The 12,710-nt window shown below is 41.1% G+C and carries 13 protein-coding genes; 9 read left to right on the forward strand and 4 right to left on the reverse strand.

Annotation, left to right across the window (positions count from 1 at the left end; genetic code table 11):
• The first annotated feature begins 156 nt into the window (after window positions 1-156).
• The 5 genes from LG369_RS07880 (at window position 157) to LG369_RS07900 (ending at window position 4,556) form a co-directional block, all read left to right on the forward strand.
• On the forward strand, window positions 157-987 hold the full coding sequence (locus LG369_RS07880; RefSeq protein WP_004251041.1) for a glycosyltransferase: 831 nt from the start codon (window positions 157-159) through the stop codon (window positions 985-987).
• Window positions 988-1,064: 77 nt separating this feature from the next.
• Window positions 1,065-2,915, forward strand: a complete 1,851-nt coding sequence (locus LG369_RS07885; RefSeq protein ID WP_004251043.1) for a polysaccharide biosynthesis protein — start codon at window positions 1,065-1,067, stop codon at window positions 2,913-2,915.
• A 158-nt stretch (window positions 2,916-3,073) separates the two neighbouring features.
• Complete coding sequence (locus tag LG369_RS07890) at window positions 3,074-3,427, forward strand: DUF805 domain-containing protein (RefSeq protein WP_004251045.1); 354 nt, start codon at window positions 3,074-3,076, stop codon at window positions 3,425-3,427.
• A 153-nt stretch (window positions 3,428-3,580) separates the two neighbouring features.
• Window positions 3,581-3,934, forward strand: a complete 354-nt coding sequence (locus LG369_RS07895; RefSeq protein WP_004251050.1) for a DUF805 domain-containing protein — start codon at window positions 3,581-3,583, stop codon at window positions 3,932-3,934.
• A 157-nt stretch (window positions 3,935-4,091) separates the two neighbouring features.
• Window positions 4,092-4,556 carry a DUF805 domain-containing protein gene (locus tag LG369_RS07900; RefSeq protein ID WP_004251052.1) on the forward strand — a complete coding sequence of 155 codons (465 nt, stop codon included), beginning with the start codon at window positions 4,092-4,094 and terminating at the stop codon, window positions 4,554-4,556.
• Between the two features lie 108 nt (window positions 4,557-4,664).
• Here the strand turns inward: LG369_RS07900 and LG369_RS07905 are convergent, their stop codons facing one another.
• Genes LG369_RS07905 through sdaAB form a run of 3 tightly spaced genes read right to left on the reverse strand, consistent with a single transcriptional unit; the run spans window position 4,665 to window position 6,870 of the window.
• Window positions 4,665-5,294, reverse strand: a complete 630-nt coding sequence (locus LG369_RS07905; RefSeq protein ID WP_004251054.1) for an HAD hydrolase-like protein — start codon at window positions 5,292-5,294, stop codon at window positions 4,665-4,667.
• Between the two features lie 23 nt (window positions 5,295-5,317).
• Window positions 5,318-6,190 carry an L-serine ammonia-lyase, iron-sulfur-dependent, subunit alpha gene (gene sdaAA / locus LG369_RS07910; protein WP_004251056.1) on the reverse strand — a complete coding sequence of 291 codons (873 nt, stop codon included), beginning with the start codon at window positions 6,188-6,190 and terminating at the stop codon, window positions 5,318-5,320.
• A gap of 8 nt (window positions 6,191-6,198) precedes the next feature.
• Entirely contained in the window at window positions 6,199-6,870 is a 672-nt protein-coding gene (gene sdaAB / locus LG369_RS07915) for an L-serine ammonia-lyase, iron-sulfur-dependent subunit beta (protein ID WP_004251057.1), read from the reverse strand.
• Window positions 6,871-7,110: 240 nt separating this feature from the next.
• On the opposite strand from sdaAB, the gene LG369_RS07920 reads away from it, so the two are divergent.
• On the forward strand, window positions 7,111-7,755 hold the full coding sequence (locus LG369_RS07920; RefSeq protein ID WP_049494420.1) for a LysM peptidoglycan-binding domain-containing protein: 645 nt from the start codon (window positions 7,111-7,113) through the stop codon (window positions 7,753-7,755).
• Window positions 7,756-7,914: 159 nt separating this feature from the next.
• Here the strand turns inward: LG369_RS07920 and LG369_RS07925 are convergent, their stop codons facing one another.
• Window positions 7,915-8,706 (reverse strand): hypothetical protein, encoded by a 792-nt coding sequence (locus LG369_RS07925; protein ID WP_070677872.1) that lies wholly within the window; start codon window positions 8,704-8,706, stop codon window positions 7,915-7,917.
• A gap of 304 nt (window positions 8,707-9,010) precedes the next feature.
• Here LG369_RS07925 and mnmA point away from each other — a divergent pair, with 304 nt between their 5' ends.
• From mnmA to mnmG, 3 genes are all read left to right on the forward strand, one after another.
• Complete coding sequence (mnmA, locus tag LG369_RS07930) at window positions 9,011-10,132, forward strand: tRNA 2-thiouridine(34) synthase MnmA (RefSeq protein WP_070677838.1); 1,122 nt, start codon at window positions 9,011-9,013, stop codon at window positions 10,130-10,132.
• Between the two features lie 139 nt (window positions 10,133-10,271).
• Window positions 10,272-10,727: an NUDIX hydrolase gene (locus LG369_RS07935; protein ID WP_070677840.1), complete on the forward strand. Its 456-nt coding sequence runs from the start codon at window positions 10,272-10,274 to the stop codon at window positions 10,725-10,727.
• A gap of 8 nt (window positions 10,728-10,735) precedes the next feature.
• Window positions 10,736-12,652, forward strand: a complete 1,917-nt coding sequence (gene mnmG, locus LG369_RS07940; RefSeq protein ID WP_225750770.1) for a tRNA uridine-5-carboxymethylaminomethyl(34) synthesis enzyme MnmG — start codon at window positions 10,736-10,738, stop codon at window positions 12,650-12,652.
• Window positions 12,653-12,710: the final 58 nt, after the last annotated feature.

The following is a 12,710-nucleotide window of genomic DNA, read 5'->3' on the forward strand; positions in this document are numbered from 1 at the left end:
AGTTGACCTGACGTGATTCGCTACGTAGTCGATAGAAATCATAGTAAAGAAGGACAATATATTTACTAGTTTTTTTCTGGGATTCAAATAAAAATAGGAAAGTCTGAAAAATTGTGATAAAATAGTGAAAGAAAATCTATATATTGGAGAACTACTGTGTCTGAAAATCGTAAATTTAGCGTCCTGATGTCAGTCTATGTTAAAGAAAATCCAGTCTTTCTAGAAGAGGCGGTAGAGAGTATCATACATCAAACGCTCAAACCTAGCGAAGTGGTAATCGTCGAAGATGGTCCGCTGACACCTGAACTGTATCAAGTTTTGGAGAAATTGGAAGCACAGTCAAGTATTCCAATCAAACGTTGTCCACTTGAGCAAAATCGCGGCTTAGGTTTAGCGCTTCAGTACGGTGTCTTACAGTGCCAATATGACGTCATTGCTCGTATGGATACAGATGATATTGCTGTTGAAGACCGTTTCGAACAGCAGTTCGAATTGATGGAAAAAGAAAACTTGGACCTACTAGGTGGTCATATCGCAGAGTTTATCGACCAACCTGACGAGATTGTGTCTTACCGTCGTGTACCGACTAAGCATGAGGATATCATTGCCTACCAACGTATGAGAAGTGCCTTTAATCATATGACTGTTATGTTCAAAAAAGAAATGGTTCTCAAGGCTGGTAACTACGAGGATGGTCTTTATATGGAAGATGATCTTCTCTGGCTCAATATGATTAGCGCTGGAGCTCGAACTGGAAATGTGGATCAAATTCTATGTAAGGTGCGCGTGGGAGCAGGGATGTTTGAACGCCGTGGAGGTCTTCGCTATCTCAAACTCTATCGCCAAGCACGTCAAAGAATGCACGCTCGTGGACAGATTTCTTATGGCGAATATCTGAAAAGTGTTTTAATCCAAGTTGTCGTTGCCCTATGTCCAGGATTTGTGCGACAGTTTATATTTTTGAAACTTCTAAGAAAAAGCAAGTAATTGAAGCTAATTAGATTTTAAAAATTTATCTGAAGATTACTAGAAAATGTGATTCTGTGTAGGAGGATACCATTCACATGAATAAAAAAATAACAGATTACGTAATTGATCTGGTTGAAGTATTAAATAAACAACAGAAACAAATTTTTTGGGGATTTTTTGATATTGCCAGTATGGTCTTATCAATTATTGTTTCCTATATTCTATTTTATGGCTTGATTAATCCAGCCCCGGTAGACTATGTCATTTACACAGGTCTAACCTTCCTTTTCTACCAACTGATGATTGGATTCTGGGGGCTTAATGCTAGTATTAGTCGATATAGCAAAATAACAGATTTCATGAAGATTTTCTTCGGAGTGACTATCAGTAGTATCTTATCTTATGTGATCTGCTATGCTTTCTTGCCGCTCTTTTCTATCCGCTTTATCGTACTCTTTATCCTATTAACAACATTCTTGATTCTACTTCCTCGTATCACTTGGCAGTTGATTTACTCAAGACGTAAAAAGGGAAATGGAGCTGGAGAACACCGTCGTACCTTCTTGATTGGTGCTGGTGATGGTGGCGCGCTCTTTATGAACAGCTACCAACATCCTACTAGTGACCTTGAACTAGTTGGGATTTTGGATAATGATGAAAAGAAAAAAGGACAAAAACTTGGGAAAATCCCAGTTTTGGGTTCTTATGATGATCTACCAGAATTGGCTAAACGCTACAGAGTTGAAAAAGTGATCGTTGCGATTCCGTCTCTAGATCCATCTGAATATGAACGAATCCTGCAAATGTGTAACAGTATCGGTGTAAAATGCTTTAAGATGCCGATGATTGAATCAGTTGTGCAAGGTATCCAGCCTCAAGCAGGTGGTTTCCAGAAAATTGATATCACGGACCTGTTGGGACGTAAAGAGATTCAGCTCGATGAATCACGTCTGGGTTCTGAAATCACTAATAAAACGATTTTGGTAACTGGTGCCGGAGGTTCGATTGGTTCAGAAATTTGCCGTCAAGTCAGTCGCTTCAATCCGGAACGTGTCGTTTTGCTCGGTCATGGAGAAAACTCTATTTATCTGATTTACCATGAATTGATTCGTAAATTCCAGGGAATTGACTTTGTTCCTGTCATTGCCGATATTCAAGATTACGATCGTTTGCTTCAAGTTTTTGAACAGTACGAACCAGCGATTGTTTACCATGCTGCAGCTCATAAACATGTTCCGATGATGGAGCGTAATCCAAAAGAAGCATTCAAGAATAACATCCTTGGAACTTATAATGTTGCTAAGGCAGTTGACGCTGCTCGAGTTCCAAAAATGGTCATGATTTCGACAGATAAGGCTGTTAATCCACCAAACGTAATGGGAGCAACTAAACGTGTGGCTGAGTTAATTGTTACAGGATTTAATCAACGTAGCCAATCTACCTACTGTGCGGTTCGTTTCGGTAACGTACTCGGTAGCCGTGGTAGTGTAATTCCTGTCTTTGAACGTCAGATTGCTGAAGGTGGGCCTGTAACGGTGACAGACTTCCGAATGACTCGTTACTTTATGACCATTCCAGAAGCTAGCCGTTTGGTGATTCATGCGGGTGCTTATGCAAAAGATGGAGAAGTCTTTATCCTTGATATGGGCAAGCCAGTACGCATTTACGATTTGGCTAAGAAAATGGTTCTACTCAGTGGCCATACTGAAAATGAAATTCCAATCGTAGAAGTAGGTATTCGCCCAGGTGAAAAACTATACGAAGAGTTGCTTGTATCAACTGAACTAGTTGATAATCAAGTAATGGACAAAATCTTTGTTGGTAAAGTAAATGTAATGCCTCTTGAGATGATCAATCAGAAGATTGAAGAGTTCCGTACCTTGCAAGGTTCTGAATTGAAGAGAGCAATCATAGCTTTTGCTAATGAAACAACACATGTTGACTAAAAATAGATGAGATATTATCTGCAACTTCTGTTTATGAGAAAGAGCGGATAGTATCTTTTTTTCTAGATTTCGAGAGACTTTCAGAGTTTTTTGAACAAACTTGTTATTATTGAACAGATATGGTAAACTATAGTAAATAAAAAATTAGGGAGTAACTTATGATTAACGCAATTAAAAATTTCTTTAAAGGTTATGTAGATTTTTCAGGACGTTCAACTCGCGCAGATTACTGGTGGATTTGGTTGGCAAACATTATCCTTTCTATTCCTTTCTACATGGCATACGGTGCTGCAATGGCAAATCCAGATAGCGAAGCTGCTATTATGACTTTGGGCTTAATCGGATTTGTCTATCTCATTTTTGGACTAGCAGTTTTATTGCCTGGACTAGCACTGACAGTTCGTCGTCTACGTGATGCTGGTTTCCATTGGGCGCTCATCTTCGTTGCTTTTATTCCAATGGTTGGAGGTATCGCACTTTTGGTGCTCCTAGCTATGCCAACAAAGGACTAACACTAAGTTCAGCTATCTGAAAAAATGCTACAAGAACGAAGAAGTTTCAATCTTGTCGAATAATTTGCTAACACTCCCAGGTCTTTTACTAGATTTGGGAGTGTTCTATAACTGTACAGTATCTACTGATAAAATAAAAGTTGGGAGTATCATATGATTAACGCAATTAAAAATTTCTTTAAAGGTTATGTAGATTTCTCTGGACGTTCAACACGTCCTGATTACTGGTGGATTGGGTTGGCAAACATTATCCTTTCTATTCCTTTTGACATAGTCTACGGTAGTGCAATAGCAAATCCAGATAGCGAAGCTGCTATTACGACTTTGGGTCTTTTCATATTTATTTATTTCATTTTTGGTCTGGCACTTTTCTTGCCTCAACTTGCATTGACAGTTCGTCGTCTGCGTGATGCTGGTTTCCATTGGGCACTCATTTTCGTAGCATTTGTTCCATTTGTTGGAGGTATCGCTCTTATGATACTCCTAGCTATGCCGACAAAGGATTAAATATAAGTTCAACTATCTGAAGAATGCTACAAGGACGAAGAATTTTCAGTCTTGTCGAATAATTGGCTAACACTCCCAGGCCTTTTACTAGATTTGGGAGTGTTCTATAACTGTACAGTTTAGTATCTACTGATAAAATAAAAAATGGGAGTATCATATGATTAACGCGTATAAGAATTTTTTTAAGAATTATGCAGAGTTCACCGGTCGTTCGACGCGTCCAGATTTCTGGTGGGTTTGGCTAGGAAACCTCATCCTTTCTATTCCTTTCTGGATTATCTATTTCTACATTGTATATCTTAGTACTGTGATGGATTCAGTGAGCGATTCAGCCAGCGAGGCTATTTTCATGGTTTTTGGTTTAGTTGCTATTATTTATGCAGTTTTCTACCTAGCAATCTTAGTACCGACTTTGGCTATATCAGTTCGCCGTTTGCGTGATGCCGGATTCCACTGGGCCTTTATCTTCCTTCGCTTTGCCCCAATGGGAGGGCTAGCTCTTTTGATTCTTTTCGCTATGCCGACAAAAGAAACTGAAGTGGTAAACTATAGTGAATCTCAAGCAGTCAAAAATGAAGAAGCCATCGAAGATACACCGTTCGAAGAATCAGATAAGAACTAAGAGATTCTTGTTTTACGGTTGAATCTGTTTTGGACTTCTTGTATTTTATTATCAAAAAGTTAAAAAACACTCCAATTTAATTGGAGTGTTTTTTGTTTAGGGTTTCAATTATAGTTGACGTAAAATGTCTGCTGGTTGATGTGCGACCCAGTCAGGATGGTAGCTCATCAACTCTTCCTCTTCACCAAATCCCCAAGTAACCGCTAGTTTTTTAATGCCAGTTTCTTGGGCGCCAATCATATCAAATTTAGTATCTCCGATAAGGACCACTTTTTCTGGATCCAATTTATGAGTTGTCAAAGCTTGATGAATGACATCTGCCTTATGCACCGCTTGAGGACTTGAACCATAGATGCCGTCAAAGAAGTGATCGATTTCAAAATTAGCTGTCATATGGACTGCTGTCGGAGTATTTTTTGTTGTCGTGATATAGAGAGGATATTGTTGAGCTAGTTCAGTGAGTAGTTCCTTGATTTGTGGAAAGAGCTGAGCTTCGTAGACTCCTTTTTCCTTATAATAGGAGCGATAAAGCTGGATAGCTGACTCAATCTGCTCAGTTGGTAAGCAACTAGCGAAACTAGTTTCCAAAGGAGGTCCCATAAAACCACGGATGGTTTTTGCATCTGGACTAGGAATTCCCAGTTGTTCAAAAGTATAGGTGAAGCCATTGTGAATACCGATAGAGCTGTCCACAAGGGTTCCATCTAAGTCGAAAAAGATGGCTGATAGAGATGACATTGATTCTCCTAGTAATCTTGAAATTATTCGCCGAAGATTTCTTTTTGAAGGCGACGGCCTGTCGGTGTGGCTGCGAGACCACCTTCGGCAGTTTCACGAAAGGCAGTTGGGAGGCTAGAGCCTACTTGGTACATGGCATCAATGACTTCGTCAACCGGGATTTTTGATTCGATACCGGCTAGAGCCATATCAGCTGCGATGAAGGCGAAACTTGCCCCCATAGCATTACGCTTAACACAAGGGACTTCAACCAAACCTGCAACGGGATCGCAGATAAGACCGAGCATGTTTTTGATAACGAAGGCGATAGCCTGACTCGCTTGATAAGGAGTTCCACCTGCAGCTAGAGTTAGGGCAGCAGCGCTCATGGCAGAGGCAGATCCAACTTCGGCTTGACAGCCTCCTTCGGCTCCCGAGATAGAAGCGTTATTAGCAATGACGAGCCCAAAAGCACCGGCAGCAAAGAGAAAATCTAGTTGTTGTTCATGCGTTAAATCTAACTTTTGAATAGCAGATGTGAGAACTGCAGGAAGACAACCTGCGCTACCTGCAGTTGGTGTCGCACACACAAGGCCCATCTTGGCATTGTGCTCATTAACGGCAATGGCGTTACGGGCGGCAGACAAGACAGTGAAGTCTGATAAGGTCTTTCCTTTTTTGATGTAGTGGTCGAGCTTAGCTGCATCACCACCAGTCAAACCGCTACGAGATTTCTTTTCGCTGAGACCAAGCTCGACGGAAGCTTTCATGACTTCGAGGTTACGTTCCATGAGGAGGAGAACTTCTTCTCGCTCACGACCAGTTAGCTCATACTCAGTAGTAATCATGAGCTCAGCAACATTTCCTTGGAAATCAAGTTCGGCTTGTTCGACTAATTCTTTGATAGAGTAAAACATATTTTCTCCTATTGAAAGAAATTGACATTGTGCAAATGAGGAATTTTCCGAATTTCTTCGATAGATTCTTCACAGTTGCGACTATCAACTTCAATAATCATGATTGCTTTCTCGCCAGCTTTTTCTCGAGTTACATTCATCTGAGCGATATTGATACCAAAGCGAGAAAGAGCCTCAGTCACATGAGCAATCATACCTGGAACATCCTGATGAACGATGATGATGGTAGGGGTGTTCATGTTGAGAGATACGGCAAAACCATTTAATTCTGTCACCTGGATATTTCCACCGCCGATTGAAATTCCTGTTACGCTGATAGTCTTACGATCGTTCTTAACAGTGATTTTCGTAGTATTTGGGTGGGGAGCATTACTGTCCTTTTGGATGGTCCACACGATTTTAATGCCACGCTTATGGGCAATTTCTAAACTATTTGGAATTTCAGGATCATCCGTATCCATTCCCAAAATACCAGCTACAAGGGCAAGGTCTGTCCCGTGTCCACGATAGGTTTTTGCAAAAGAGTTAAAAAGCTGGAATTCAACCTCAGTTGGAGTATCATCAAAGATAGATGAAACGATTTTACCGATACGAACAGCTCCTGCAGTGTGACTACTAGATGGCCCAATCATTACTGGTCCAATGATATCAAAGACAGATTGAAAACGAAGTGATTGCATCTGTTTCCCCTTAAAAAGATTCTTACTTCTATTATAGCAAAGATTAGATGTAAGTGCTTAATTACTTTCTGAAATATATAAAAAGATTAAAAAGCTTTAATAACAAGGGTTTTGTAACAAAAAAGGGCTTTTTTAAGTAAATAAATCACAGTTTTGTAACATTTCTACACAAATTCGTTAACAAATAGTAACATTAGAAAGGTATCATGGTAGTATAAGAAAAAAGGAGAACTTTTTTAAATGAAATTAAACATTAAGACTAAACTTGCAGGATTTGCAGTTGTACTTGCTTTCCTTGCACCATCACTTACTTTTGCACAAGAATCAAAAACTTATACAGTTAAACCTGGAGATACTCTATCAGAAATTGCTGAGACTTACAACACAACAGTTGAAAAATTGGCTAAATTGAACAACATTAAAAACGTTGACCTCATCTATGTTGACCAAGTTTTAGTTATTGAAGGAGAAGCTCCAGTAGTAGCGGCGACTCCTGCAACGACAACTCCTGCACCATCTGCAAATACTGAAGCTCCGGTTTCAACACCAGCCCCAGCGACTGCAGAAGAAACTCCAGCAGTAGAAGAAACTTCTGCCCCAGCAGCTGCAACACCAGCCCCAGTAGCAGAAGAGAGCACAACACCAGCTGCGACTGTAAGCGGATCTGAAGCAGAAGCGAAAGAATGGATTGCTCAAAAAGAATCAGGTGGTAGCTACACAGCTACAAACGGACGCTACATCGGACGTTACCAATTGACAGATTCATACTTGAACGGTGACTATTCAGCAGAAAACCAAGAACGTGTAGCAGATGCTTACGTTTCAGGACGTTACGGTTCATGGACAGCTGCTAAGAACTTCTGGCTTAACAACGGTTGGTACTAAGAAATAAAAATAAGAGCCTTGAAAGGCTCTTTTTGTATGCCTTTTGATGAAAGACAATTTTTTAGAGATTAGTGATGGTAGATTCATTAATGCTGATGATGTTTACAGAATTTTTCACTCGAATTAGTAAGATGAACGGTTTGTTTCGTGAAATTCAGTCTAATCACTGTGGTTATTAGACTCTACTTGAGAACTGGAAGAATTAGAAGGTTGACCTTGTGTGTCAACACTATGATTTCCTTCACTGCCAGCACTATCAGACGAGTATTGCTCAGTTGCAGGTGCTTGAGAATTATTTATGCTTCCATATGATTCAGTGTAGGTTGGAGTGTAGTTGCTATCTTCTGAATTGTAGTTTTCTACTCCCTGAACGTTACTAGTCGTTTCAGTATGGTTAGACTTTTGTTCTTCTTTTTTGGTCAAGGTTTCAACTTGTTTTTGGAATTTAGAGATTAGTTCTTGAATTGGTTTTGTCTTTTCTTCAAGAGCAACTTGGTCGCTGGCAGAATTAATGTTTTTAATGATGTCTATTATTTTTTGCAAGGAAGTGATGGCTGTCTCAAGTGTTTGTTTATCTTGAAAATGGCTATCAGAATCCTTTATATCTAATTTCAAAGCTTTTTCACTATAATGATTTGTGACTTTATCGGCAGTAGAAGCGAGAAAGTCTGCTAATGTCTTTTTGCCTTCATCAGTAGTTGGTTTTAATTCTTGAATTTTTTTCCAATCTTCTATAATGGTTTCAGAATCAATATTGAAGTCTTTAATGGCGTTTTTTACTTGTTCGACATCTTGTTGATTTTTTTGTTGTTTGATGAGAGCAACATTCCCTCTCTCTGCTTGGATTTTTTCTTGATGGAGGACTAAGCCTGTCAAAAGTCCAATACCTGCAATAAGTGTAATAATAAAAATAGTATTTTTTGATTTTAGAATATCTTTGTAATTGTTCACATTTGTTCTACGCACACGGATGATGGTGTATATATGGAATCATGTGCGCATTCCTCCTTATTAAAGTATATCATTTTTAGTTGATTTTAAAAATAAGTTTTTAAAGAGAATAGAGATTTAGGAATGGATTGACTTTTTTGTATCCTATCTTCATGTATTTATAAATGAGGTGGCTAGGTTTGTCAGCATCTTCCTTGTCTTCTCTAATCAAGCATGTTATAATGAAAACTGCTCAAACGACCTTCAATCGTGATAGCAAACACGACCTTCAATCGTGAATAAACGAATAGATGGGAGACATACCATGAGTGATAACTCTAAGACACGTGTTGTCGTGGGGATGAGTGGTGGTGTTGATTCGTCGGTGACGGCTCTCTTGCTCAAAGAACAGGGCTACGATGTGATCGGTATCTTCATGAAGAACTGGGACGACACAGATGAAAACGGCGTCTGTACGGCGACCGAAGATTACAAGGATGTGGCTGCGGTAGCAGATCAACTTGGCATTCCTTACTACTCTGTAAATTTTGAAAAAGAGTACTGGGACCGCGTTTTTGAGTATTTCCTAGCGGAATACCGTGCAGGACGCACGCCAAATCCAGACGTTATGTGTAACAAGGAAATCAAGTTTAAGGCCTTTTTGGACTATGCCATGACCTTGGGAGCAGACTATGTAGCGACTGGGCACTATGCCCGAGTGGCGCGTGATGAGGATGGTATCGTTCACATGCTTCGTGGCGTGGACAATGGCAAAGACCAGACCTATTTCCTCAGTCAACTTTCACAAGAACAATTACAAAAGACTATGTTCCCATTGGGACATTTGGAAAAGCCTGAAGTTCGCAGACTAGCAGAAGAAGCAGGCCTTGCGACTGCTAAGAAGAAAGATTCAACAGGGATTTGCTTTATTGGAGAAAAGAACTTTAAAGAATTTCTCAGCAACTACTTGCCAGCTCAACCTGGTCGAATGATGACTGTAGATGGTCGCGATATGGGTGAGCATGCTGGTCTGATGTACTATACGATCGGTCAGCGTGGCGGACTCGGTATCGGTGGACAACACGGCGGTGACAATGCTCCTTGGTTCGTTGTTGGAAAAGACCTGAGCAAGAATATCCTCTATGTAGGCCAAGGTTTCTACCATGATTCGCTTATGTCAACTAGCTTAGAAGCCAGTCAGGTTCACTTTACTCGTGATATGCCAGAGGAATTTACGCTAGAATGCACGGCTAAATTCCGCTATCGTCAGCCTGACTCTAAAGTGACTGTACATGTCAAAGGAGATAAGGCAGAGGTCATCTTTGCGGAGCCACAACGCGCCATTACACCAGGACAAGCAGTTGTCTTTTACGACGGTGAAGAGTGTCTCGGTGGCGGTTTGATTGATAATGCTTACCGTGATGGCAAGGTTTGTCAGTACATTTAGATTGACAAATGTTCTCAATTTGCTACAATAATAAAAGCAATAGAAATGATGGTCAAAGCTCATGGATGTTGCAGGCTTTTTTGTCCTGCACTTCTTACGAGTTTTGACTGTTTTTGTGTCGTTTAAAGGAAAGGACAACATGACTCAACAAGACTTTCGGACAAAAGTGGGGGATACGGTTTTTGGCGTTCGGGCGACAGCTTTGATTCTTCAAAACCGCAAGCTCCTAGTCACCAAAGATAAGGGCAAGTATTACACTATTGGCGGTGCGATCCAAGTAAATGAAAGCACGGAAGACGCGGTAGTCCGCGAAGTGAGGGAAGAACTGGGTGTTAAAGCTCAAGCTGGGCCACTAGCTTTCGTGGTTGAAAATCGTTTTGAACAGGACGGTGTTTCCTATCACAACATCGAGTTTCATTATCTGGTAGACTTACTTGAGGACGCCCCATTGACCATGCAGGAAGATGAGAAAAGGCAACCCTGTGAGTGGATTGACTTGGAAAAGCTTGAGGATTTCCAACTAGTTCCAGCCTTTTTAAAAACAGCCCTGCCAGATTGGGACGGCCAACTAAGACACATTCACCTTGAAGAATAGGAGAGAAAATGACTTATAATTTTACGGAAGAATACGATATTATTGTAATCGGTGCGGGACATGCTGGGGTCGAAGCTTCCCTAGCTGCGAGCCGTATGGGTTGCAAGGTCTTGCTTGCGACTATCAACATTGAAATGTTGGCTTTCATGCCTTGTAATCCGTCTATTGGTGGTTCTGCCAAGGGGATTGTCGTGCGTGAGGTAGATGCCCTTGGTGGCGAAATGGCTAAGACCATTGACAAGAGTTACATCCAGATGAAGATGCTCAACACTGGGAAGGGACCAGCTGTCCGTGCCCTTCGTGCGCAGGCTGATAAGGAACTTTACTCTAAGGAAATGCGCAAGACGGTTGAAAATCAAGAAAATCTAACCCTTCGTCAAACTATGATTGATGAGATCTTGGTGGAAGAAGGCAAGGTTGTCGGTGTTCGTACAGCTACCCATCAGGAATATGCTGCCAAGGCTGTTATCGTGACCACAGGGACAGCCCTCCGTGGGGAAATCATCATCGGAGATCTCAAGTACTCATCAGGGCCAAACCACAGCCTAGCTTCTATTAACCTAGCTGACAATCTCAAGGAACTTGGACTTGAAATCGGTCGTTTCAAGACAGGAACGCCTCCACGTGTCAAGGCTTCCTCTATCAACTATGATGTGACAGAGATTCAGCCAGGAGATGAAACACCAAATCACTTCTCTTACACTTCACGCGATGAAGATTATGTTAAAGACCAAGTGCCGTGCTGGTTGACCTATACCAATGGTACCAGTCATGAGATTATCCAAAACAACCTCCATCGTGCGCCTATGTTTACAGGTGTGGTTAAGGGAGTGGGACCTCGTTACTGTCCGTCGATTGAGGACAAGATTGTGCGTTTTGCGGACAAGGAACGCCACCAGCTTTTCCTTGAGCCAGAAGGACGAAACACAGAAGAAGTTTATGTCCAAGGACTTTCAACCAGTCTTCCTGAGGATGTCCAACGTGACTTGGTTCATTCCATCAAAGGTTTGGAAAATGCAGAGATGATGCGAACTGGTTATGCTATCGAGTACGACATGATCTTGCCTCATCAATTGCGTGCAACGCTTGAAACCAAGAAAATCTCAGGACTTTTCACTGCGGGTCAGACAAATGGAACGTCTGGATATGAAGAAGCTGCTGGTCAAGGGATTATCGCGGGTATCAACGCAGCGCTGAAAATCCAAGGTAAGCCTGAGTTAATTCTAAAACGAAGCGACGGTTATATCGGGGTTATGATTGATGACTTGGTGACCAAGGGAACCATTGAACCTTACCGTCTCTTGACCAGTCGTGCAGAATACCGTCTCATTCTCCGTCATGACAATGCCGATATGCGTTTGACTGAGATGGGGCGCGAGATTGGGCTTGTTGACGATGAACGTTGGGCTCGTTTTGAAATCAAGAAAAATCAATTTGAAAATGAGATGAAGCGCCTAGACAGCATCAAACTCAAGCCAGTCAAGGAAACCAATGCCAAGGTTGAGGAGATGGGCTTCAAGCCGTTGACCGATGCAGTGACAGCCAAGGAATTCCTTCGCCGTCCAGAAGTTTCTTACCAAGATGTGGTAGCCTTCATCGGACCTGCTTCTGAAGAGTTAGATGACAAGATTATCGAATTGATTGAAACAGAAATCAAGTACGAAGGCTACATTTCAAAAGCCATGGATCAGGTTGCCAAGATGAAACGCATGGAAGAAAAACGGATTCCAGCGAATATTGACTGGGATGATATTGACTCTATCGCGACTGAAGCTCGTCAGAAGTTCAAGCTCATCAATCCAGAAACTATCGGGCAAGCTAGCCGTATTTCAGGTGTAAACCCAGCAGATATTTCCATTCTTATGGTGTATTTAGAAGGTAAAAATCGAAGCATTTCTAAAAACTTAGAAAAGAAAGCTGACTAAAAATAAAAAGCTGAATTCTCATTTTGAGAATTCAGTTTTTTTAGTTTTTTCTTCATTT

The organism is Streptococcus sp. Marseille-Q4154 (assembly GCF_916700545.1).
Classification (GTDB): Bacteria; Bacillota; Bacilli; order Lactobacillales; family Streptococcaceae; genus Streptococcus; species Streptococcus infantis_I.